Source organism: Cellulomonas gilvus ATCC 13127 (assembly GCF_000218545.1).
GTDB classification, from domain to species: Bacteria; Actinomycetota; Actinomycetes; order Actinomycetales; family Cellulomonadaceae; genus Cellulomonas; species Cellulomonas gilvus.
Genome location: NC_015671.1, coordinates 582,435 through 603,379 on the forward strand (window position 1 = coordinate 582,435; position 20,945 = coordinate 603,379).

The 20,945-nt window shown below is 75.0% G+C and carries 22 protein-coding genes; 13 read left to right on the plus strand and 9 right to left on the minus strand.

Translation table 11 applies throughout. The features are described from left to right. Positions 1 to 243: 243 nt before the first annotated feature. Positions 244 to 2,382: a DEAD/DEAH box helicase gene (locus CELGI_RS02745; RefSeq protein ID WP_013882586.1), complete on the plus strand. Its 2,139-nt coding sequence runs from the start codon at positions 244 to 246 to the stop codon at positions 2,380 to 2,382. 6 nt (positions 2,383 to 2,388) lie between these two features. Here CELGI_RS02745 and CELGI_RS02750 read toward each other — a convergent pair whose 3' ends face one another. Together CELGI_RS02750 and CELGI_RS02755 are read right to left on the minus strand one after the other, a co-directional pair. Beyond that, on the minus strand, positions 2,389 to 3,276 hold the full coding sequence (locus tag CELGI_RS02750) for a nuclease-related domain-containing protein (protein ID WP_013882587.1): 888 nt from the start codon (positions 3,274 to 3,276) through the stop codon (positions 2,389 to 2,391). A 90-nt stretch (positions 3,277 to 3,366) separates the two neighbouring features. Continuing rightward, positions 3,367 to 3,786, minus strand: coding sequence for an ABC transporter permease (locus tag CELGI_RS02755; protein WP_321572180.1), 420 nt, complete (start codon positions 3,784 to 3,786; stop codon positions 3,367 to 3,369). A 282-nt stretch (positions 3,787 to 4,068) separates the two neighbouring features. On the opposite strand from CELGI_RS02755, the gene CELGI_RS17255 reads away from it, so the two are divergent. Then, positions 4,069 to 4,218: a hypothetical protein gene (locus CELGI_RS17255; RefSeq protein ID WP_169315129.1), complete on the plus strand. Its 150-nt coding sequence runs from the start codon at positions 4,069 to 4,071 to the stop codon at positions 4,216 to 4,218. A 229-nt stretch (positions 4,219 to 4,447) separates the two neighbouring features. Continuing rightward, the gene (locus CELGI_RS02765; protein WP_013882589.1) at positions 4,448 to 4,858 is read left to right on the plus strand and encodes a transferase; all 411 of its coding nucleotides are present in this window, start codon (positions 4,448 to 4,450) and stop codon (positions 4,856 to 4,858) included. Positions 4,859 to 4,864: 6 nt separating this feature from the next. On the opposite strand, the gene CELGI_RS02770 is transcribed toward CELGI_RS02765, so the two are convergent. Continuing rightward, positions 4,865 to 5,968 carry a GTP-binding protein gene (locus CELGI_RS02770; protein ID WP_013882590.1) on the minus strand — a complete coding sequence of 368 codons (1,104 nt, stop codon included), beginning with the start codon at positions 5,966 to 5,968 and terminating at the stop codon, positions 4,865 to 4,867. Positions 5,969 to 6,038: 70 nt separating this feature from the next. Between CELGI_RS02770 and rpmB the strand changes: the two genes are divergently transcribed. Genes rpmB through CELGI_RS02800 form a run of 6 tightly spaced genes read left to right on the plus strand, consistent with a single transcriptional unit; the run spans position 6,039 to position 8,267 of the window. Further along, on the plus strand, positions 6,039 to 6,275 hold the full coding sequence (gene rpmB / locus CELGI_RS02775; protein WP_013882591.1) for a 50S ribosomal protein L28: 237 nt from the start codon (positions 6,039 to 6,041) through the stop codon (positions 6,273 to 6,275). Next, complete coding sequence (gene rpmG / locus CELGI_RS02780; protein ID WP_013882592.1) at positions 6,275 to 6,442, plus strand: 50S ribosomal protein L33; 168 nt, start codon at positions 6,275 to 6,277, stop codon at positions 6,440 to 6,442. The genes rpmB and rpmG overlap by 1 nt, the downstream gene beginning before the upstream one ends. A 1-nt stretch (position 6,443) precedes the next feature. Then, positions 6,444 to 6,749: a 30S ribosomal protein S14 gene (gene rpsN / locus CELGI_RS02785; RefSeq protein ID WP_013882593.1), complete on the plus strand. Its 306-nt coding sequence runs from the start codon at positions 6,444 to 6,446 to the stop codon at positions 6,747 to 6,749. 10 nt (positions 6,750 to 6,759) lie between these two features. Next, positions 6,760 to 6,882, plus strand: coding sequence for a type B 50S ribosomal protein L36 (ykgO, locus tag CELGI_RS02790; protein WP_013882594.1), 123 nt, complete (start codon positions 6,760 to 6,762; stop codon positions 6,880 to 6,882). Beyond that, positions 6,882 to 7,049 (plus strand): 50S ribosomal protein L32, encoded by a 168-nt coding sequence (gene rpmF, locus CELGI_RS02795; RefSeq protein WP_013882595.1) that lies wholly within the window; start codon positions 6,882 to 6,884, stop codon positions 7,047 to 7,049. Before ykgO ends, rpmF begins: the two co-directional genes overlap by 1 nt. 45 nt (positions 7,050 to 7,094) lie before the next feature. After that, positions 7,095 to 8,267 (plus strand): YibE/F family protein, encoded by a 1,173-nt coding sequence (locus CELGI_RS02800; RefSeq protein ID WP_013882596.1) that lies wholly within the window; start codon positions 7,095 to 7,097, stop codon positions 8,265 to 8,267. Here the strand turns inward: CELGI_RS02800 and CELGI_RS02805 are convergent. Genes CELGI_RS02805 through CELGI_RS02815 form a run of 3 tightly spaced genes read right to left on the minus strand, consistent with a single transcriptional unit; the run spans position 8,255 to position 11,387 of the window. Then, positions 8,255 to 9,538, minus strand: coding sequence for a YibE/F family protein (locus CELGI_RS02805; protein WP_150104645.1), 1,284 nt, complete (start codon positions 9,536 to 9,538; stop codon positions 8,255 to 8,257). The genes CELGI_RS02800 and CELGI_RS02805 overlap by 13 nt on opposite strands. A 53-nt stretch (positions 9,539 to 9,591) precedes the next feature. After that, positions 9,592 to 10,524, minus strand: coding sequence for an aldo/keto reductase (locus CELGI_RS02810; RefSeq protein WP_013882598.1), 933 nt, complete (start codon positions 10,522 to 10,524; stop codon positions 9,592 to 9,594). Continuing rightward, the gene (locus tag CELGI_RS02815) at positions 10,521 to 11,387 is read right to left on the minus strand and encodes an aldo/keto reductase (RefSeq protein WP_013882599.1); all 867 of its coding nucleotides are present in this window, start codon (positions 11,385 to 11,387) and stop codon (positions 10,521 to 10,523) included. The genes CELGI_RS02810 and CELGI_RS02815 overlap by 4 nt, the downstream gene beginning before the upstream one ends. Before the next feature lie 106 nt (positions 11,388 to 11,493). Here CELGI_RS02815 and CELGI_RS02820 point away from each other — a divergent pair, with 106 nt between their 5' ends. After that, positions 11,494 to 12,378 carry a LysR family transcriptional regulator gene (locus CELGI_RS02820; protein ID WP_013882600.1) on the plus strand — a complete coding sequence of 295 codons (885 nt, stop codon included), beginning with the start codon at positions 11,494 to 11,496 and terminating at the stop codon, positions 12,376 to 12,378. Positions 12,379 to 12,381: 3 nt separating this feature from the next. Here CELGI_RS02820 and CELGI_RS02825 read toward each other — a convergent pair whose 3' ends face one another. Continuing rightward, positions 12,382 to 13,773, minus strand: a complete 1,392-nt coding sequence (locus CELGI_RS02825; protein WP_321572177.1) for a basic amino acid/polyamine antiporter — start codon at positions 13,771 to 13,773, stop codon at positions 12,382 to 12,384. A 468-nt stretch (positions 13,774 to 14,241) separates the two neighbouring features. Between CELGI_RS02825 and CELGI_RS02830 the strand changes: the two genes are divergently transcribed. Next, a complete protein-coding gene (locus tag CELGI_RS02830) occupies positions 14,242 to 18,645 on the plus strand; it encodes a hypothetical protein (RefSeq protein ID WP_013882602.1) in 4,404 nt (1,467 codons plus the stop codon). A 168-nt stretch (positions 18,646 to 18,813) separates the two neighbouring features. On the opposite strand, the gene CELGI_RS02835 is transcribed toward CELGI_RS02830, so the two are convergent. Next, entirely contained in the window at positions 18,814 to 19,080 is a 267-nt protein-coding gene (locus CELGI_RS02835; protein ID WP_013882603.1) for a hypothetical protein, read from the minus strand. A 108-nt stretch (positions 19,081 to 19,188) separates the two neighbouring features. Here CELGI_RS02835 and CELGI_RS02840 point away from each other — a divergent pair, with 108 nt between their 5' ends. Together CELGI_RS02840 and mscL are read left to right on the plus strand one after the other, a co-directional pair. Beyond that, positions 19,189 to 19,854 carry an SAF domain-containing protein gene (locus tag CELGI_RS02840; RefSeq protein WP_013882604.1) on the plus strand — a complete coding sequence of 222 codons (666 nt, stop codon included), beginning with the start codon at positions 19,189 to 19,191 and terminating at the stop codon, positions 19,852 to 19,854. A 50-nt stretch (positions 19,855 to 19,904) separates the two neighbouring features. Beyond that, the gene (mscL, locus tag CELGI_RS02845) at positions 19,905 to 20,459 is read left to right on the plus strand and encodes a large conductance mechanosensitive channel protein MscL (protein ID WP_013882605.1); all 555 of its coding nucleotides are present in this window, start codon (positions 19,905 to 19,907) and stop codon (positions 20,457 to 20,459) included. Positions 20,460 to 20,561: 102 nt separating this feature from the next. Here mscL and CELGI_RS02850 read toward each other — a convergent pair whose 3' ends face one another. Further along, the gene (locus tag CELGI_RS02850) at positions 20,562 to 20,909 is read right to left on the minus strand and encodes an FmdB family zinc ribbon protein (protein WP_013882606.1); all 348 of its coding nucleotides are present in this window, start codon (positions 20,907 to 20,909) and stop codon (positions 20,562 to 20,564) included. Positions 20,910 to 20,945: the final 36 nt, after the last annotated feature.

Below are 20,945 nucleotides of genomic sequence, written 5' to 3' on the forward strand. Positions count from 1 at the left end.
CGCGACGGGTGTTCACCGTCACCGGGGAGTGCCGAGGAGAGCCGACGGCCCTCCCGGCGGGTCGACGGTCGCGGACGTCGGCGTCGCGGGTGTGGCCGGATGGGGCCGGCCGCCGGACGACGAGCACGGCCACGAGCCTGCGCGCAGCGGGGTGCGTCCTGCACCGGGTCCGCGCGGGCGTCGTGGGCTGTGTGGGCTGCACGTCTGCGGTGCGGGCACCCGCTGTCGCGCGAAGGAGGAGATGTGGCACGAGCAGGCCAGCGCCGGTCCGGTGGGACGCGCGCGGATGCGGGCGCCCAGCGGCGTCGCACGCCGCGTCCGGCCGAGCAGGGGCTCATCCCCGTGCTGGCGGAGGTCGCGCGTGACGTGGACCGCGCGGTGCAGCGTCCCCCGACGAAGCCCGCGGTGCGCACCAAGTTCCAGGTGGTGGCGCTGCTGGTGCGCGAGGAGCGGGCGCGCGTCATGGCGGACCCGGAGCTCTCGTCGGGAAGGCGCACCGAGGAGCTCAAGCGCCTGGACGGCGTGGCGACCATGCTGGCCAAGATCGCGGCGCGGGACACGTCGCTGCTCACGCTGCTGGCCGAGGACGCGCGCGTGTCCGACGCGGCGCGCGCGTACAAGGCGACCGTGATGCGCGCGGGTGGGCTGGAGCCGCCCGAGGAGCCCGAGCCGGTGGCGCCCCCGACCCCGCCGCCCGGTGCGGAGAACCGCGTGGTGCCCCGCTCGGTCGTCGCGCGGCAGATGGCCAACCCGTTCCTCGCGCCGGACTTCGAGGCCGCCGCCGCGCGCGTGGCCAAGGCCCGGCGCCTGGCCGGGTGGGAGCTGCTCGAGCCGCTGTTCCGCTCGTTCGAGGAGGCCGGGCCCGGGGCGCCCGCGTGCATGCCGCTGCCGGACCCGCGCTGGGTGACTGCACCCGTGGGTCGTGAGCTCATGCCGCACCAGGCCAAGGTGGTCGCGGCCGTGGCCCGCGGGCACCGCACGTTCCTGCTCGCCGATGAGCCGGGCCTCGGCAAGACCGCGCAGGCCCTCCTGGCGGCCCAGGCCGCCGACGCCTACCCGCTGCTCGTCGTCGTCCCCAACGTGGTCAAGACCAACTGGGCGCACGAGGCGGGCCTGTGGACGCCGCAGCGCCGCGCGACCGTGGTCCACGGCGACGGCGACGAGGTGGACGGGTTCGCGGACATCGTCGTCGTGAACTACGAGCTGCTGGACCGGCACGTCGGCTGGCTCGGGGACATGGGCTTCCGCGGCATGGTCGTCGACGAGGCGCACTTCATCAAGAACAAGTCCTCGCTGCGGTCCCGGCACGTGCTCTCGCTCTCGGAGCGGATCCGCGAGCGCACCGCCCGGCCGCTGCTCATGGCGCTGACCGGCACGCCGCTGATCAACGACATCGAGGACTTCCGCGCGATCTGGCAGTTCCTGGGCTGGATCGACGACACGCAGCCCGTCGGCGCGCTGCTCAACGCGCTCGAGGAGACCGGCCTGACACCCGCCGAGCCCGGCTTCTACGCCGCGGCGCGCAGCAGCGTCGTCGACATGGGCATCGTCCGGCGGCGCAAGGTGGACGTGGTCGCGGACATCCCGGCCCGCCGCGTCGCGGACCTGCCCGTGGAGCTGGACGGGGCCGTCGGGCGGTCCATCCGGGCGGCCGAGCAGGCGCTCGCGCGGCGCCTGGTGCAGCGCTACCGCGCCGCGCTCGAGGCGCGCGGCGGCGTCACCGACGGGTTCGACCCCGAGCTCGCGCGCCGGGTGGCCGCCGCCGAGCTCAAGGACTCGAGCTCGCAGACCGGTGGCGAGAACGTGTTCACCATGGTCCGGCGGATCGGGCAGGCCAAGGCCGGTCTCGCCGCGGACTACGCCGCGCAGCTGGCGCGCAACGTCGGCAAGGTCGTGTTCTTCGCCAAGCACGTGGACGTCATGGACCACGCCGAGCAGACGTTCGCCGAACGCGGCATCCGGTACGCGTCCATCCGCGGGGACCAGACGCCCAAGGTGCGCGAGAAGAACATCGCCGCGTTCGTCGAGGACCCCGAGGTCTCGATCGTGGTGTGCTCGCTCATGGCCGCGGGCGTGGGGCTCAACCTGCAGGTCGCGTCCAACCTGGTGCTCGCCGAGCTGTCCTGGACCGATGCCGAGCAGACCCAGGCGATCGACCGCGTCCACCGCATCGGGCAGGCCGAGCCCGTCACGGCGTGGCGGATCATCGCCGCGCAGACCATCGACTCGAAGATCGCCGAGCTCATCGACAGCAAGTCGGGCCTCGCCGCGCGCGCGCTCGACGGCGTCGTCGACGAGGACGGCTCGCCCGCCGTGGACGTCCAGCTCGAGGCGCTCGTCAGCCTGCTGACCGACGCCCTCGCGGCGGAGGGCGCCATCTGAGGTGCGTCATGCCGGGGGGAAGGCCGCGGCGAGAATGGCGTGGACGCGCTCGATCTCGGCAACGGTCCAGCCGCCGGTGGCCGTGAGCCGTTCGGCGAGCTTCTTGGGCCACAGGACGGCGACCTCGTCGACGACGAACGAGCCGCCGAGGAGCGGCCAGTCGGCCTCGACGAAGCACAACGCACCGTGTATCGGTGCGTTCGTCAGCGCTGCGGAGTCGAGTGCTGCCCTGACGAGCGCGACCTGCTTGTGCACGCCCTCGACGAGCTTCGTGCAGTCGCGCGAGCCGACGAGCAGCTTCTCGCTCCGTGGCCTGAAGAGCCCGCCCTCCACCCGCAGGCTCGGACGCCCGCGGTAGCGCTTCGCGTCGATGACGTGGACGCCGGTGGCGCTGATGGCCACATGGTCGATATTGGCGCGGGTGCCTGGGATCCGGCGGTCGTGCAGGAGGCGCACGCCCTCGGCCGCCAGGTCGTCGAGGCGCCGTCCGAGCAGCTCTTCACCCTTGGCGCCGCGCGCCCACGCGGTGGTGCTCTGCGGCTCGTCGGTGACCGCAAGGATCAGCCCACCGAGACGGGGATGCGCCTCCCGGATGCGCGCCTCCCGCTTGGCGCTGCGCCGCTCGTACTCCCTCCGGGCCGACGAACCGGCGGTGCCCGCGGCGGACGGGTCCGGTCCGACGGGCAGGGCCTGCGGGGCGGGCGTGGCCGCGGAGTGCTCGTCGACCCGCCCCATTTCGACGCACGGCAGGCAACGCACCGTCTTGGACGCTCGCAGGTACGCCGCGCGTGACCCCGCCTCGAGCCGTGCCTGGCACTGCTCGCACGTCCCGGCGTACCTCAGCCGCATGACCTTCACCGCGGTGCCACCGTTGTCCCCCGTGACCGGCTCCATGCCGTCGTCATCGGCAGTGCACGTGCGCAACTGGAGTGCAGACGCGTGCGGGGCGGCGCCCCCCAGGGTGCCGCCCGCACGGTCACTTCTTCAGATGCGGCGTTCGCGGCGGTAGAGCGCGCGGGACCATGCGTACCCGGCCACGCCGAGCACGACGCACCACGCCACGGCCTGCGCCGCGACGCTGCCGTCCAGGTCCGCGCCGCCGGCGAGCAGGCCGCGCACGGTCTCGATGATCGGCGTGAACGGCTGGTACTCGGCGAACCACCGGACCGCGCCGGGCATGGTCTCCACGGGCACGAACCCGCTGCCCAGGAACGGCAGGAGCAGCAGGATCATCGGGGTGTTGCTCGCGGTCTCGACGCTGCGGGCGTTGAGCCCCAGGGCGACGCACAGCCACGCCAGGGCCAGGCCCAGCAGGCGCGGCCGCGGACTCCACCTGCGCCTTGAGCTGGTCGGGCAGGCGCAGCGTGGTGCGGGTGGTGGAGACGTCGTCGGGGTCCAGGGCAGCGGGTCGCACGGGCTCGTCGGGTGCGGGGACCGGCTCGCCGAACGTCGCCGCCGGGGCGGGCGTCACGACGAACTCCGGGTCGCGTCCCTGCAGCCGCACGTCCACCGACCCCGGGGCGAGCTCGGCGGTGATCTCGCTCGCGGCCGTCGAGAGCGCCTCGAGCAGCACGAGGCGGACGGCGGAGCCGAGCGGGGCAGCCAGGGGTCGCGGTGAGGGTGGGCCCTTGGTCCCGTGCGACCCCCTGACCTGCAGGAGTAGGCCTAGGGCATCACAAGGAGGTGATGCCGGTGTTCGACGTCGGTGCGAAGCCGGGTAAGGGCAAGTTCCTGGACGCGTACGGCCACACGATCGAGCTCCAGGAGGGCGAGGCGCTCCCGCGCTGCCCCCACTGCGAACCCGATCACGAAGAGAAGTGGTGGCGCCTGTCCTGATCCTCGCTCCGGCCCCGCCCGGGACGGACGTCGACCAGGCCTCGTGGCAGCCCTGACCGGACTGCTGCACGCCCGCGTGCGTCGGTGGGCCAGCCCGTGCCGTGTCGCTGACGCGCGGCCGGGCCCCCACACCGGCCGGGGCTGGCGCGGTGCCCATCGGCCGACGGCGAGGTCGGCTGGCAGGACGAATGGGAACACGGGGGCGGGTCGAATCGTTCTGTCAGGCGTCATGAAGAAGCGATACGAAGACCTCGAGACAGACGACGGCACCGTCGTGCGCTACCGCCGACACGACAACGGCGGGGGCCTGGTCGCACAGACCGCCTCCGTCGACCCGACCGCGTTCGTGGCGGAGACCGCCTGGGTGGACCCGGGCGCACAGGTGGGCGGCGGCGCACGCGTCGGCGCGCACGTCTGGCTGGAACCCGGTGCGGTCGTCGGGCCGCACGCGCAGCTCGGCACGCACGTGCACGTGGGCCGCGGGGCCGTGGTGGGTGCCGCGGCGCGGCTCGGCACGCGCGTGAGCGTGGGGTCGGGTGCGCGGCTCGCGGCCGGTGTCGCGGTGAGCGCGGACGAGACCATCCCCGACCACGCGCTGGTCACGCGCCCCGACGGCGACCCGCACTCGCTGGCGGCCTGACGGCGTTCACGCGTCCATCGGGCTGCCCAGCCACGGCGCGAGCACGTCGTCGCGGCCCAGCCACGGGGCCAGGCCGGCCGCGGCCTCGTCGGCCGTGAGCAGGACGTCCTCGAACGCCTCGACGAGCCGACGGCGCACGTCGTCCACGCCCGTGAACACCAGACGCGTCTCGGGTTCGTGGCCGTCCCACCGACCCGCCTGGCCGATGCTCAGCTGGCCGCCCGAGCCGTCCCACACGCACAGCGAGTCGGGGCGGCTCGGCACCCAGAACCGGCCGCGGCTGCGCACGGGCACGTCGCCCAGCCGGTGCACGTGCTCGACCAGGCGCTCGGGGTGCAGCGCGCGCGGTGAGCGCAGGTCGAGCGTCCATGCGCCGGGCGCGGCGGTGCGGCGGGGTGAGGGTGCGGCGTGCAGGGGGTCCAGGCGGCGCTCGGCGCGCTCCGGGTCGTGCCCGTGCCGCACCAGGTCCTCCGGGCGCACGGTGTAGGGCCGGTCGACGCGCAGCCCGTCGGCGGCGCGCAGGTGCTCCAGGAGCGCGGACCCGACGGGCGCGCGCCGCGCGTCGCCGTGCACCAGGACGGTGTCCACGTGCGCGACCTGGGCGGTGAGGGCCTCGCCCACGGCGCGGCGGTCGTCGGCGGTCAGCGCCAGCCCGCGCTCGTCGAGCAGGTCGTCGCCCAGCACGTCGTGCTCGAACGTCTCGACGTCGAGCGCGCCGACGACGTGCGCGAGCCGCAGCCGCCGGAGCGCACCGCGGCTGTGCGTCGCGCCGGCCAGGGCGCGCGTGACGGGCAGCGACTCCGCCCCCACCGGCAGCGCCAGCAGCACGGTGTCCCAGCGGTCGTCGTCGGCGAGCGCGGCCAGCGTCGGGACGGCGTCCTCGCGCACCGCGCAGCTGAGGCAGGCGTGCTCGAGCGGCACCACCTCGTCGCTCACGACGCCGTCGGCGCACACCACGACGCGACGGATCGAGCCCCCGTCCTCGTCGTCGTGGATGTCGTGCCGCACGACGACGAGGCGCGGCTGGTCGGTGACCATCCCGAACACGGTCGCGTCCCGGATGACGGGGTCGATGCTCGCGAGCACGAGCAGGGGCTTGCGGCGGGTCATGGTGGTTCCTCTCGGTCGGTGCCGAGGAGACAGTAGACGAGAATGGTTATCAATACCTATAGTCGTCGTCATGCCAGCTCGCTGCCAGGTGCTCGGGGCCGTCCCCGGGTTCGGCCACTCCGTCTCCCACTCCCACCGGCGCACGCGCCGCCGGTTCGACCCGAACATCCAGCGCAAGCGGTACTGGGTGCCCTCGCTCGGCCGCCGCGTCACGCTGCGCGTCTCGGCCCGCGGCATCAAGACCATCGACCGCCTCGGGATCGACTCCGTCGTCGCCCGGATCCAGGCGCGCGGGGAGCGCATCTGATGCCGCGCCGCACCGATCTGCGCCCGGTGATCACGCTGCGCTCGACCGCGGGGACCGGCGCGTCCTACGTGACGCGCAAGAACCGCCGCCTGCACCCCGAGCGGCTGGTCCTGCGCAAGTTCGACCCGGTGCTGCGCCGCCACGTCGACTTCCGCGAGGAGCGCTGAGATGGCCCGCACCGCACTGGTGGTGCGCGACGAGCAGCGCCGCCTGGTCGTCGCGCGGTACGCCGCTCGACGCGCCGCGCTCAAGCGTGCCGCGGTGAGCCCGCACGTCCCGGCCGACGAGCGTGCGCGCGCCCGCGCGGCGCTCGCGGCGCTGCCGCGCGACGCGAGCCCGGTGCGGCTGCGCAACCGCGACGCGGTCGACGGGCGGCCTCGCGCGTACCACCGCACGTTCGGGCTCTCCCGCATCCGGCTGCGCCAGGCCGCGCTGCGGGGCGAGCTGCCCGGTGTCACGAAGTCCAGCTGGTGAGGAGAGTCCGATGAAGGTGCGCGCGTCCTTGGCGTCGCTCAAGAAGAAGGACGGGTCGATCGTCGTGCGTCGGCACGGCAAGACGTACGTCATCAACAAGCGCAACCCGCGCTGGAAGGCGCGGCAGGGCTGATGGCGGTCCCCAAGCGCAAGACGTCCCGCAGCCGCACGCGGTCGCGGCGCGCGCGGTGGACCGCGTCGCCCGCGGCGCTGGTGCCGGTGCTCGTCGACGGCCGGACCGTGCACGTGCCGCGCCGCCTGGTGCGGGCCGTGCAGCGCGGGCTCGTCGTGCCGGACTGACCACCCTCAGGCGAGAATGATTCTCGTCACCTGTAGGCTCCGGCCATGTCCGAGCATCACCACGCCCCGCCCGTACCCGTGCCGCCCGCGGTCCGGGTGCGGGCGCGGCGCGTGTTCGCCGCGATCCTGCTGCCCGCGCTCGCGGCGACGCTGTGGGGCGCGTGGGTCCTGTGGCCGTTCCAGCAGCCGCCGCGGCTGGAGACCACCGCACCCGGCACGACGATCCGCGTGGTCACGGTCACCGCGGTCGACCGCGACGCGGACGTGGGACACGAGGTCGCGGCCGAGCGCGCGGACGGAGCGGGCATCACGGTGAGCGTGCCGCCCGAGTACCTCGACGAGGTCGGCCCGGGGGACCGGCTGCGCGTCGTGGACCTGGGCGCCGACGACGCCTACGCCGACCTGGGCACCCCGTACGTGTTCCTCGACTTCGTGCGCGGGCCGCCCCTGGCCGCGCTCGCGGTCGTGTTCGCGGTGCTCGTCGTGGCCGTCGCGCGCTGGCGCGGGTTCGCGGCGCTCGCCGGGCTCGGGGTCGCGCTCACGGTGCTCGGGGCGTTCACGCTGCCCGCGCTGCTCGAGGGCAGGCCCGCGCTGCCCGTGGCGCTCGTCAGCGCGTCGGCCATCATGTTCGTCGTCCTCTACCTGGCCCACGGGTTCACGCTGCGGACCTCCACGGCGCTCGTCGGGACGCTCGTGGGGCTGGTGCTCACCGCGGGCATCGCGGCCTGGGCCAGCGGGGCCGCGCACCTGACGGGCCTGTCCGACGAGTACGCGCTCGACCTGCGGAACGTCGCACCCGGCCTGAGCCTGAGCGCGGTGCTGGTGTGCGGCATGGTGCTCGCGGGCATGGGCGTGCTCAACGACGTGACCATCACGCAGGCCTCCGCGGTGTGGGAGCTGCAGACGGCCGACCCGGGCGCGAGCCGGCGGGACCTGTTCGCGCGCGGGATGCGCATCGGGCGGGACCACATCGCCTCGACCGTCTACACCATCGCGTTCGCGTACATCGGCGCCGCGCTGCCGCTCGTGCTGCTCGTCAGCATCTCCGACCGGGGACTGCTCGAGTCGCTGTCCAGCGGCGAGCTCGCCGAGGAGGTCGCGCGCACGCTCGTCGGCTCGATCGGGCTGGTGCTCGCGATCCCCGTCACCACCGCGATCGCCGCGCTCGTCGTCCACCGGCGCGCGGACGTGCCCCCGGAGCCCGCTCAGGCGGGGTGAGCGTGGCCGTGCCCGTGCTCGGCCATCTCCCGCCGCAACCGGGCCGTCACGGGCGTCGCGCGCGCCGCCACCGCGGCGATGCCCGTGGTGAGCGGGATCGCGAGCACCAGGCCGATGGAGCCCGCCAGGGTGCGCACGATCTCGGCGGCGAAGACCCCGCCCGTGAGCGTGCGGCCCAGCGGCATGTCGTACACCTGGAGCAGCAGGAGCACGGGCAGCGAGGCGCCCACGTAGGCGAACGCGATCGTGTAGATCGTCGAGGCGATGTGGTCCCGGCCGATGCGCATGCCGCCCGCGAACAGCGCGCGCCAGGACGCGTCCGGGTCCGCGGTGCGCAGCTCCCACACCGCTGAGGCCTGCGTGACCGTGACGTCGTTGAGCACGCCGAGGCCCGCGAGCACCAGACCGCACAGGAACACGCCGTGCAGGATCTCCACGCCGTTGTCGCCCAGCAGCCCGGCCAGGCGGTAGTCGTCCTCGGTGGCCACCGCGGGCAGGCGCGCCGCCCATGCGCCGAGCGAGCCGACGAGCGTCACGACCGCGAGCCCCGCGAACGTCCCGAGCAGCGCGGTGGTGGTGCGCACCGAGACGCCGTGGGCCAGGTACAGGACCACGGTCATGATGACCACGGCCGCGGTCAGCGCGAGCAGCAGGGCGTCGGTCCCGGCGACCAGCCCCGGCAGCACGTACGTCCACAGCACGACGAACGCCACTGCGAGCCCCACCACCGCCCGCAGGCCGCGCCACCCGGCGACGGCCACGGTGACCATCAGGAACACGAGCGCGAGCGTGCCCAGCGGCACCCCGCGCGCGAAGTCGGACCACGCGAACGTCTCGTCGGCGCCGTCGCGGGCCGGGTAGCGCTCGACGATCACGCGCGTGCCGTCCGGCACCTGCGCGCTCGTCGTGCCCGCAGGGGCGAACACCTGCACCTCGCGGCCGGAGCCCGCCAGGCGGACCAGGACCTCGAGGCACGTGACCTGCTCGGGGACCGTGCCGTCGGGGCGGACGTCCTCGACCGTGCCCTCGCACGTGGTGTCCTGCGTGCGCAGCACCGTCCCGTCGACGTACTGCGTCCCGACGTCGATGATGCCCGCCTCGCGGCCCGCGTCCCGCCCGGCCGTCGCGCTCGGCCACGTCAGGACCATGAGCAGCGCCGCGACCGCGAGCACGGGCACGACGACCGCCGCCATGACCCACGTGGTGCGGGAGCGGCGGGGCCGCGAGGCGGATGCGGCCCGGTGGTCCGGCGCGTGCGCGGTGCTCGGCATGCGCCGATTGTGCCCGTCGGGTCGCGGCCACCGGACCGCGACCCGACGGCGCGTCAGGGGACCGTGTAGCCGGCCGCCCGGAACAGCTCGTACCACTGCGCGCGCGTGAGCGGCAGGTCGGAGCCCTGCGCGGCGCCCGTGACCCGCTCGGGCGTCGTGGTGCCCAGGACCACCTGCATCTGCGCGGGGTGCCGCGTGATCCACGCGGTGGCCACCGCGATCGGCGGCACGTCGTACTCGGCCGCGAGCCGGTCGATCACCGCGTTGAGCTCCGGGTACTTCTCGGAGCCCAGGAACACGCCGTCGAAGAACCCGCCCTGGAACGGTGACCACGCCTGCACCGTGATGTCGTGCAACCGGCAGTAGTCGAGCGTCCCGGTGTCCCGGGCGACCGACTGGTCCAGGTCGCGCATGTTCGACGCGACGCCCTGGGCCACGAGCGGCGCGTGCGTGATCGAGAGCTGCAGCTGGTTGACGACGAGCGGCTGCGTCACGTGCTTCTTCAGCAGCTCGATCTGCCCCGGCGTGTGGTTGGAGACGCCGAAGTGCCGGACCTTGCCCGCGGCCGCGAGCTCGTCGAACGCGCGCGCGACCTCCTCGGGCTCGACCAGCGCGTCCGGCCGGTGCAGCAGCAGGATGTCGACGTAGTCGGTGCCGAGCGCGCGCAGCGACCCGTCGACCGACGCCACCAGGTGCTCGTACGAGAAGTCGAAGTACGGCCCCTCGCGCACGATGCCGGCCTTGGTCTGCAGCACCACCTGCTCGCGCTCGCGGGGCGTGAACGCCATCGCCTCGGCGAACCGGCGCTCGCAGCCGTGCAGGTCCGCGCCGTACACGTCGGCGTGGTCGAAGAACGCGATGCCCGCGTCGCGTGCGGCGCCGACGAGCGCGCGCACCTCGTCGTCGGACTTCTCCTGGATGCGCATGAGACCCAGGACCACGTTCGGCACGGTCAGGTCGGTGCCCGGCAGCGTGAACGTCCTCATCGGGCGTCCTGCGAGAGCGCCGCGACCTCGTCGGCCGTGAGCACCAGCTCGGCGGCGCGCACGGAGTCCTGGATGCTCGCGGGGCGCGAGGCGCCGGGGATCGGGATGACGACGGGCGCGAGCGCGAGCTCCCACGCGAGCGTCACCTGCTGCGGGCTCACGCCGTGCGCGTCCGCGACCTCCTGGAACGCGGTGTGCCGCGATCCCACCTCGCCCGCGCGGCTGATGCCGCCCAGCGGGCTCCACGGCAGGAACGCGATGCCGAGCGCGGCGCAGTGCTCGAGCTCGCCCTGCGAGGACCGGAAGGCCGGCGAGAACTGGTTCTGCACCGAGACCAGGCGCCCGCCCAGGATCGCGTTGGCCTCGTCGATCTGCGCGACCGTCGCGTTGGAGATGCCCGCGAGCTCGATCACTCCCTCGTCGAGCAGCTCACGGATCGCGCCGACGGAGTCCGCGTACGGGACCCGCGGGTCCGGGCGGTGGAACTGGTACAGCCCGATGGCCTCGACGCCGAGCCGCCGTGCCGAGGCCTTCGCGGCCTCCTTGAGGTGCTCGGGCCGGCCGTCCTGGGTCCAGCTGCCGTCGCCCGGCCGCAGGTGACCGCCCTTCGTCGCGACGAGCACATCGGCGGTGCTGCCGCCGTAGGAGCGCAGCGCGCGGGCGATGAGCTCCTCGTTGTGGCCGACCTCGTCGGCGTGCAGGTGGTAGGAGTCGGCGGTGTCCACGAGCGTGACGCCCGCGTCGAGCGCGGCGTGGATGGTCGCGACGGAACGGGCCTCGTCGGGCCGGCCCTCGATGGACATCGGCATGCCGCCGAGGCCGATCGCGGAGACGGTGCGGGGGCCGAGGGTGCGCTGCTGCACGGTGGAGTCCTCCCGGGGGTGGTGGGTGTGCCCTCGTCACGCTAGGCACGCGACAATCAGAAGTCCAACGACTACGGTTCATGCCATCAAGAACTAGAGGTGATGAATGGACCTGCGTCAGATGGAGTACCTCGTCGCGCTCGCCGACGAGCAGCAGTTCACGCGCGCCGCGGCGCTGTGCGGCGTGTCCCAGTCGGGGCTCTCGGCCGCGATCCGCGGGCTCGAGGACGAGCTCGGCACCGCGCTGTTCGCGCGCACGACGCGACGCGTCGAACCCACCGAGGCAGGTCTCGCGCTGCTCCCGCACGCACGCACCATGCTCGCCCAGGCGGCCGCCGGGCGCGACGCGGTGGTCCGTGCGACGCACGCCCTGTCCGGACGCCTGCGGGTCGGGGCGGAGCAGTGCCTCGGTGTCGTGGACGTGCCCACGCTGCTCGAGCGGTTCCGGCGGCGGTACCCCCAGGTGGACATCGCGTTCGACCAGGCGGGCTCGCACGAGCTCGTCAACCGCGTGCGCGCGGGTGAGCTGGACGTCGCGTTCGTCGCGACCACGGAGCACCTGGCCTCGATGCCGCGCACCGCGCTCGGCGTGCGGCCCGTGGTGCTGCTGGTGCCGCCCGACCACGGGCTGGCCTCCGCGACGGTCGAGTGGACGCAGCTCGAGGACGCGGACTTCATCGACTTCCACGAGTCGTGGGGCGTGCGCTCGCTCAACGACGCGGCGTGCGCCGCGCACGGCGTGCGTCGGCGCGTGCGCTGCACCGTCAACGACATCCACACGCTGCTGGACCTGGTGCAGCGGGGTCTGGGAATCGCGCTGGTGCCTCAGCACATCGCGACCAAGCCGCAGGCCGCGGGGCTGGTCACGGTCCGGCTGCCGGCCGCCAGCACGCCGCAGTGGGAGGTCTCCGTGGTCACGCGCGCGGGTGAGGTCTCGCCCGCACCGCGCCTGCTCGAGCTGCTCGACGCCGAGCAGGTCCCCGCGGCGTGAACCTCAGAGCGTGACCCAGCCCGCGACCAGCGCGACCACGCCCACGACCGCCCCGGTGACCGAGGCCGCGAGCAGCACGCGCTCACGCGGGCTGAACCACCGGCGGCCCTGCTCGCGGCGCGCCATGACGAACAGCACCGTCGCCGGCGCGTAGACCACGAAGCCCACCAGCAGGTAGGTCAGGCCGCCCGCCCACAGCAACCACGTGGTGTGCACGAGCGCGAGCAGGCTCACCAGCAGCGGGCCCGTGCGCCGCTCGTCGGGCGCGAACGTCTCGCGGCGGACCACCAGGCGCACCGCGTACGCGGCCGCCAGCAGGTACGGCACCAGCACCAGCGAGCCCGTGAGGCCGAACGCGAACGTGAACGCGTCCTGCGACGCGAGCGTCAGCAGCAGCACCGCCTGGGCCAGCACCGTGGTGAGCAGCAGCGCCGGCACGGGCGCGTCGCGCGCGTCGGTGCGGCCCAGGAACGCCGGCATGTCCCCGTCCCGCGCCGCGACCAGCAGCACCTCGGCCGCCATGAGCGTCCAGGCCAGGTACGCACCCAGCACCGAGATGATCAGGCCGACCGCCACGAGCGTCCCGCCCCACGACCCGACGAGCGCCTCGAGCACGCCGCCCATCGACGGCTCGCGCAGCGCCGCGAGCTCCTTGAGCGGCAGGATCCCGTAGGACACCATGGTCACCGACGCGAACAGCGCGAACACCGACGCGAAGCCCAGCATCGTGGCGCGCCCGACGTCCTTGCGCCGGCGTGCGTGGCGTGAGTACGTCGAGGCGCCCTCCACGCCCAGGAACACGAAGACCGTGGCGAGCATGGTGCCGCGCACCTGGTCCAGCAGCGAGCCCGCGCCCGCGGGACCGGTCCAGTTGTCCGCGAACACCTGCGGGTCGAACGCGAACACCGCGATGAGCACGAACACCACGATCGGCACCAGCTTGGCCACGGTGACCACGCGGTTGACCGCCGCCGCCTGCTGCACGCCGCGCCGCACCACGGCGAACGACGCCCACAGGCCCGCGCTCGCGACGAGCACCGTCATGGGCGTGTCTCCCGCACCGAGCGCCGGGATCCACCCGCCCAGGGTCGAGGCGATGAGCACCCAGTAGGTCACGTTGCCCACGCACGCGGACGCCCAGTACCCGAACGCCGAGAAGAACCCCAGGTACTCGCCGAACCCCGCCTTGGCGTAGGTGTACACGCCCGCGTCCAGGTCCGGGCGGCGCAGGGCGAGCATCTGGAACACGAGCGCGAGCATGAGCGTGCCCGTGCCGGCGATGGTCCACGCGAGCACGGCGCCGGCCGCACCCGTGGACGCGGCGAACTGCTGGGGCAGCGCGAACACCCCCGCGCCGACCATGGACCCGATCACGAGCATGGCCATGGTGCGCACGCTCAGGCGGGCGGGTGCGGCGCCGGTGGCGCCCGCGGTCGGGGCGGTGGGCGCGGTCGGTGGCGTGCTCGTGGTCGGCTCCGTCTCTCGAGGAGGCGCGCGTCCTGCGGTCGCCTCGGGACACCGTGCTGCGTCCTGTCGAGTGAAAACAATGGACCTTCGGCCGCACGGTTGACCATCCGCTGGGTCGTGCCGCACACTGGTTCCTGACGGTGCGCATCGCCTGCCCCCTGCGCGGTGCGCACCGTTCTCACGTCCGGAAGCCCGGCCCCCTCGTGGGGCCGGGCTTCTGCGTTGTGGGAACCTGCTGCGCTGTGGGTGCCCGCCCCGGAGCGGATGCCCGGTTCGCGCGGTATGCCCCGACCTGCCCTGCCTCACGCGTTCCCACGGTGCCGCCGGGGCCGCGAGAACACGCGGCAGTCGGCGCGTCACGGCCGACGACGACGGGCCCGCGGTTACCGTCGCCGTGTGACCGTCCCCGCCCGCGTGCCCGGTACGGGAGCCGGCAGCGACCACGTGCCGGCCCCCGACGACGCGACCCCGCAGACCACCGCCTCCGGCGACCCCGCCACCGACGCGACCCCCGTCGCGCTGGTCGAGCCGCCGTCGGACGCCGAGCTGGTCGAGGGCGTCATCGCCACGTGGCGCGGCACGCTGGTCGAGGCGGCCGGGGGATCGACGCTGTCCGACATCGACCTGCTGGGCGAGGCCGCGCTCGACCTGTCCTCGGCGCACCCGTCCGGCATGGCGCAGCTGTTCGCGGGCCGCGAGACGCGACTGTCCAACCTGGTCCGCGAGGGTGCCGCGCTGTCCACCGCGCGCCGCCGTGCGCGCGCCGTGGGTGCCCGGGCCGCGGCCTACGAGCAGCGCTACGGCATCGCGCCCACGTCGCTGGCGATCGGCGTCGCCACCTGGACCGAGCGCTCACCCGTGGACGTGGCGCAGGACGACGTGACGGCGCTCGCCGCGGCGACCCGCCCCAGCACTCGGCTCGCAGCCGAGGCCGAGGCGCCCGCGGCCGGACCACGTCGGCTGCGCGCACCCGTGCTGCTGCGCCCGGTCTCGCTGCATGCGCGCGGCACGGGTGAGGGCGACTACGAGCTCGCGCTCGAGCCCTCGCTCGAGGTCAACCCCGTCCTGGCCCGCGCGCTGCGCTCGCGCGGGGCGCTCCTGGACCCGGGCGCGGTCGCTCGCGGTGCGTTCACCAGCTCCGGGTTCGACCCGCGCGGGGCGCTGGCCCGCCTCGCCTCGCTCGGCGAGGCCGTGCTCGAGGACTTCGAGCTGGTCGAGCGCGTCGTCGTCGGCGCGTTCGTCCACCCGGGGCAGATCCTGGTCGACGACCTGGACAACCTGGCCGGGAGCGTCGCGCACCACGAGGTGCTGACCGCGCTCGCGGGAGTCGAGAGCGCACGCGCGCGCCTGCACCCGCCGCTGCCCGAGCCCGTCACGGGCGACCGCGACCCCGCGCACGAGCGCGGCGTCGGTGACCTCGACCCCGCGCAGCAGCACGTGCTCGACGTCGTCGCCACGGGTGCGCACCTGTTCGTCGACACGCCCACGGGAGCCGACGAGGCCGGGACGGTCGCCGCGATCGTCGCCGATGCCGCCGCCGCGGGCCGCACCGTGCTCTACGTGCCGGGCCACCGCCGCGCGGGTCAGGCGCTCGAGGCGCGGCTCGCCGAGCTGGGCCTGGGCGAGCTGGTGCTGGACATCGCGCCCGAGGCCGGGTGGCGCACCGCCGCGGCCCGCCGCCTGCTGGGCGCCATGACGCTCGAGGCACCCGACGTGGACGTGGCCGCCGCGCAGTCGGTGCGCGCCGACCTCGTCGGGCACCGCGAGGCGCTGCGGGCGTACGTCGCGGGCCTGCACGAGGACCGCGCGCCCTGGGGCGTGTCCGCGTACGACGCGCTGCAGCACCTCGCCCGGCTCACGTCCGCACGGTCCGCGCCGAGCACCACGGTGCGCCTGACGGCCGACGTCGCGCGTCTGCTGGACGACGCGGAGCGGGCACGGCTGGGGGCCGACCTGCGCCGCGCGGGCGAGCTCGGTGCGTACTCGGTCCGGCCGGGGGACACGCCCTGGTACGGCGCCGACCTGCGGACGCGTGCCGACGCCGACGTGGCGCGCCGCCGCATCGAGCGACTGCTCGACGACACGCTCCCGCGGCTCGCGGAGCGCCTCGAGCAGGTCGACGCCGAGACGGGTCTCGTCGCGCCCGCGAACGTCGACGCGTGGGGCGAGCAGCTGCGCATGCTCGACGGCATCCGCTCCGCGCTCGACGTGTTCCTCCCGATCGTGTTCGAGCGGACTGCGGCCGACCTGGTGGCCGCGACCGCGACCAAGGAGTGGCGCACCGAGCACGACGTCCCGATGGGCTACTGGGTGCGGCGCCGGCTGCGGCGCCAGGCCAAGGACATGGTCCGGCCCGGCCGGCCCGTGGCCGACCTGCACTCCGCGCTCGTGGACGTGCAGCAGCGCCGTGAGGTGTGGCACGCGCACTGCCCGAGCGGGGGTTGGCCCCGGCTCCCCGACGGGCTCGAGGCGATCGAGGACGAGTACCGCGCGGTGCACGAGGACCTCGCGGCGCTCGACGAGGTGCTCGCGACGACCCCCGCGGGCGGCGGCCTCGGCGCGCTGCCGCTGGACGCGCTCACCGAGCGGCTCTCCCGCCTGCGCTCCACGCAGGATGCGCTCGAGACGCTGCCCGACCGCACCGGCCTGCTGCACCGGCTGCGCGCCGCGGGTCTGGGCGCGCTCGTCGACGACCTGGCCGACCGCCGCGTCGCCGCGGACCTGGCCCCGGCCGAGCTCGAGCTCGCGTGGTGGAGCACCGTCATCGAGCAGATCCTCGCGGCCGACCCCGCGCTCGCGGGCTACGACGGCGACGCGCTCGGCGCGGTGGCCGCGCGGTACGCCGAGCTCGACCGCGCGCACGTCGCCTCGCTCGCGCCGCCCGTGCGTGCCGCGGTCGCCGCGCAGGTCGGCGGCATCCTGCGCCGCCACCGCGAGCAGGCCGAGGAGCTGTTCGCCGAGCTCGTCGAGGAGCGGCTGACGTCGCTGCGGGACACGTTCACGCGCTACCCGGACGTCGCGCGCCGGCTGCGCCCCGTGCTCGTCGCGAGCCCCATGCTGGTGCCGCAGGTCCTGCCCGCCACGCGCACGGTCGACCTCGTCGTGCTCGGCGCCGCTGCCCACCTGCCCACCGAGGTCGCGGTCGCGGCCGTGGCGCGCGGGCGGCAGGTCGTCGTCGTGGGCGACGCCCGGTGCGCGTCCGGCAGCGCGGTGCGCGAGCTGGCCGACGTGCTGCCCGTCGTCGCGCTGCGCGCCGACGCGGTCCCGCGCGACCCGTACCTGACCACGTTCCTCGCGGAGCACGGCTACCAGGACGTGCTCACCGCGACGCCCCTGCCGACCAGCCGCCCGCTGGTGCGCCTCGACCTGGTCGACGGCACCGGCATGCCCGACCCGGCCACGGGCCTCGTCGCGACCACGCAGGCCGAGGTGCAGCACACCGTCGACCTGGTGCTCGAGCACGCGCTGTCCCGGCCCGAGGAGTCGCTCGCGGTCGTCACCGTCACCGCGGCGCACGCCGAGGCGCTGCGTGAGGCCGTGCTCGACGAGGTCCGCACCAACCCCGCGCTCGCGGCGTTCTTCGACCACGCCCGGCCCGAGCCGTTCGTCGTGACGGACCTGACCGGCCTGGCGGGTCTGCGGCGTGAGGCGCTGATCCTGTCCCTCGGCCTGGGCCGGACGCCGCACCGTCGGGTGCTGCACACGTTCGGCGCGCTGTCCGGACCGGGTGGGTCGGCGCTGCTGCTCGACGCGCTCGGCTCGACCCGGCACCGCCTGACGGTGGTGTCCTGCTTCGGCGCCGACGACCTGGACCCCGAGCGCCTGCGCGGCGACGGGCCGCGTCTGCTGCGTGACCTGCTCGAGTTCGCGGGCGAGCGCTCGCGCGGCGAGCTGGTCCCCGCGTCGCACGCCGTGGACCCGGACCGCCTGCTGGTGGACCTGGCCGAGCGGCTGTGGCGGCACGGCCTGGTGGTCGAGCTCGACTACGGCGTGCCCGGCGGCGCACGGATCCCCATGGTCGTCGGACATCCCGAGGCCCCCGGGCGCATGCTCGTCGCGGTCCTGGTCGACGACGACGCCTACGTCGCCGAGCCCAGCGTGCGCGTGCGCGAGCGGCTCATGGCCGACCGCCTGGCCAGGCTCGGCTGGACCGTGCTGCGCGTGTGGTCCGCCGCCGCGTTCCTGGACCCCGACGCCGAGGTGGACCGGATCCGCCGCGCGGTGCACGCGTGCGTCCCGCGGCCCGTCGAGCCGCGCACCGGGACCGCGATCATCGGCCTGCCCGAGTCCTGGACCGACGACGAGCCCGCACCGGCACCCGTGCGCACCGCGGCGCCCCGACCCGCAGCGCCGGCGGCACCGACCGAGCCCGCGCCGACCACGGGTGCGATGGTCGCGCTCGACGGCATCGTGCCGTTCCGCGCTGCGGACGCCCCCGTCACCGCTGCCGCCCCCGCCACCGGCACCGCCCCCGCGACCGGTGCCGTGCCCGCGCAGCCCGACGAGGCGCGCCCCGACGGCGAGCCCGCACCCGTCTCGCGCCCGCTGACCGTGGTCCGGGCCGAGCAGCCCGCGCTGCCCGTCCGGACCCTGCCGCGGCCCGACGTGCGGCGGGGCCTGCCCATCGCGGCGTACAGCGACGACCAGCTCGACGACCTGGTCGCGTGGCTGCGCTCGGACGGCGAGGACCGCTCGCGCGACGAGCTCGCGGCAGCCCTGCGCGAGGAGCTGGGCGTGACCCGCCGCTCCTACCGGATCGACACGGCCGTCCGCGCCGCCATCACCCGCGCCCTCACCTGACCCACCCCACCCCCCACCCGCCGACCTGGTAGTTGTCCGCCAGCTCGCGGGTTGGGGCGGGGGTCGGGTCGGCGCCCGTCCGCCGAACTGGTAGTTGTCCGCCAGTTCGCGGGACTCGGGCCGGGCGTTCTTCCGCCGAACTGGTGGTTGTCCGCCAGGTCGTGGGGGTTACCAGTGGGGGGGTCTGTCGCGGTGGAGGCGGGCGTCGTTGTCGTCCGTGCCGCGCTCGCCCCAGCCGGTGTCGGTGTCGTCCGCGCTGCGCAGGCCGAGCAACGGGTCGCTCGTCGGCGGGGCCGAGGGTGCCGGCGGGGCAGCCGGGGGAGCGCCCGGCGGTGGCACGGCGGCCGCGTGCGTGCTGAGCAGCACCGCGTCGTCGTTCCCGACCGTGCCCGCAGGGCGCACCGCACGTCGCGGCGCGCGTCGTCCCGTGCTCATGCCCTCGATGATCCCACCCGCCCACCGCCCTTCGGGTCTTCGACCGTCCACAGGCACGCCGCGGCGCGCGGTCGCCGTGGCTAGGGTCGGCGCGACGGAGGGGGCGGGATGCGGGGGGACAGGTTCGGGCCGGAGCCGCTGACGCGGCGCCGGCGGCCGTGGCGCACCGAGGTGCGCGCCGCGCTCTGGCGGTGGCGGTTCGTCGCGGTCGCGCTGGGCGTGGCGATGGCGGCGTCGGCGGTGCTCGAGGTGGTGCGCCCCGCGCCGCCGGCGACGACGCCCGTGGTGGTCGCGGCACGCGACGTCGCCGCGGGCACGACGCTCGCGGCCGCGGACCTGCGGGTCGTCCGGCTCCCCACCGCGCTGGTGGCGGAGGGCGCGAGCGCACGCGCCGACGACCTGATCGGCGACGCGACCGCGGTGCCGGTCCCGGCGGGCCTGCCCATCGTGCCGGGCGTGCTGGCCACGGCCGGGATCGAAGGGCCGCCCGGCACGGTGGTCGCGGCGGTGCGGCTCGCGGACCCGGCGGTCGCCGCCTACCTGGTGCCCGGCACGAGGATCGACCTCATCGCGGCGACACCCGAGACCCCGGGTGTCGTCGTCGCGAGTCGCGCGCTGGTGCTGCCCCGGCCCGCGGTGGCCGACGACTCGTGGGACGCGACGCTCACGGGCGACGAGGCTCCGCCGGTGCTGGTCGCGGTCACGCAGGACGAGGCGCAAGAGCTGTCCGGTGCGGCCGTTTCGTCCGCCCTGTCGGCAGTCGTCGTGCCATGATCGGACGTCACCGAACCCGGTGACGTCGGACGACCTCCCGGAGGTTCCACGTGTCGCAGTCCCCGGTCGGCTCGGCCACGAATGCGCTCGGCTCGGGCGCACGCGGCATGGGCAAGGTGTTGCAGGGCTTCAAGGAGTTCATCTCGCGCGGCAGCGTCGTGGACCTCGCCGTCGGCGTGGTCATCGGCGCCGCGTTCGGCGCGGTCGTGAAGTCGTTCGTCGACGGGATCATCAACCCGTTGGTCGGCTGGATCTTCGGCGCGCCGGACATGACGAACATGTGGGCGTTCGGTCCGGACGGCAAGGACCCCATCCGGGTCGGCCTGGTGTTCAGCGCGGTGATCACGTTCCTGCTGACGGCCGCCGCGATCTACTTCCTCATCATCATGCCGATGAACGCGCTCGCGGCGCGGCGCAAGCGCGGCGAGGAGCCCGAGCCCGCTGCGCCGGCCGAGGACATCCTGCTGCTGCAGGAGATCCGTGACCTGCTGGCCGCGCGGCCCACGCCCGCGGTCGTGGCGGACACGACGAACCCGCCCACGATCATCCCGCCGTCGACGATCCCGCCCGCCGGGCCGACGGCCCCGCCGCCGCCCACGGTCTGACGCCGGACGCACGACGACCGCCCCGCTCCACGTGAGCCGGGCGGTCGTCGTGCGTCCGGGGCGTCGGCCCGCTGCGCGCGCCGCGGCGGCGGGCGGACCTCGTCAGGACGAGGCCGCGGCCTTGGCGGGCGCGGGCGTCGCGGGCGCCGGCGTGCTCGGCGACGTCGAGGCGGCGGTCGACCCCGAGTCCGACGAGCCGGTCGACGGCGTCGACGAGGACTCGGCCGAGCCGGTGCCCGACGGCGCGGCCGGCACGGACGAGGACTTGGCCCCCGAGCGCGCGTCGTTCCGGTAGAAGCCGGAGCCCTTGAACACGACGCCCACGGACGAGAACACCTTGCGCAGCCGGCCCTCGCACTCGGGGCAGACGCTCAGGGACTCGTCGGAGAACGACTGGTGGATGTCGAAGGCGTGGGCGCACTGCGTGCACGCGTACGAGTAGGTGGGCACCGGGTCTCCTGCGGGTTTCGGGTCGTGGCGGGGCGG

Excerpts from the sequence above, each read along its gene's own strand:
- CELGI_RS02800 (WP_013882596.1), top strand. The coding sequence starts at position 7,095 with ATGTCCGAGCATCACCACGCCCCGCCCGTACCCGTGCCGCCCGCGGTC.
- rpsN (WP_013882593.1), top strand. The coding sequence starts at position 6,444 with ATGGCCCGCACCGCACTGGTGGTGCGCGACGAGCAGCGCCGCCTGGTC.
- CELGI_RS02770 (WP_013882590.1), bottom strand. The coding sequence starts at position 5,968 with ATGACCCGCCGCAAGCCCCTGCTCGTGCTCGCGAGCATCGACCCCGTC.
- CELGI_RS02805 (WP_150104645.1), bottom strand. The coding sequence starts at position 9,538 with ATGCCGAGCACCGCGCACGCGCCGGACCACCGGGCCGCATCCGCCTCG.
- CELGI_RS02750 (WP_013882587.1), bottom strand. The coding sequence starts at position 3,276 with ATGGAGCCGGTCACGGGGGACAACGGTGGCACCGCGGTGAAGGTCATG.
- rpmB (WP_013882591.1), top strand. The coding sequence starts at position 6,039 with ATGCCAGCTCGCTGCCAGGTGCTCGGGGCCGTCCCCGGGTTCGGCCAC.
- CELGI_RS02835 (WP_013882603.1), bottom strand. The coding sequence starts at position 19,080 with ATGAGCACGGGACGACGCGCGCCGCGACGTGCGGTGCGCCCTGCGGGC.
- CELGI_RS02765 (WP_013882589.1), top strand. The coding sequence starts at position 4,448 with ATGAAGAAGCGATACGAAGACCTCGAGACAGACGACGGCACCGTCGTG.
- rpmF (WP_013882595.1), top strand. The coding sequence starts at position 6,882 with ATGGCGGTCCCCAAGCGCAAGACGTCCCGCAGCCGCACGCGGTCGCGG.
- CELGI_RS17255 (WP_169315129.1), top strand. The coding sequence starts at position 4,069 with ATGCCGGTGTTCGACGTCGGTGCGAAGCCGGGTAAGGGCAAGTTCCTG.
- CELGI_RS02840 (WP_013882604.1), top strand. The coding sequence starts at position 19,189 with ATGCGGGGGGACAGGTTCGGGCCGGAGCCGCTGACGCGGCGCCGGCGG.
- CELGI_RS02820 (WP_013882600.1), top strand. The coding sequence starts at position 11,494 with ATGGACCTGCGTCAGATGGAGTACCTCGTCGCGCTCGCCGACGAGCAG.
- ykgO (WP_013882594.1), top strand. The coding sequence starts at position 6,760 with ATGAAGGTGCGCGCGTCCTTGGCGTCGCTCAAGAAGAAGGACGGGTCG.
- rpmG (WP_013882592.1), top strand. The coding sequence starts at position 6,275 with ATGCCGCGCCGCACCGATCTGCGCCCGGTGATCACGCTGCGCTCGACC.
- CELGI_RS02810 (WP_013882598.1), bottom strand. The coding sequence starts at position 10,524 with ATGAGGACGTTCACGCTGCCGGGCACCGACCTGACCGTGCCGAACGTG.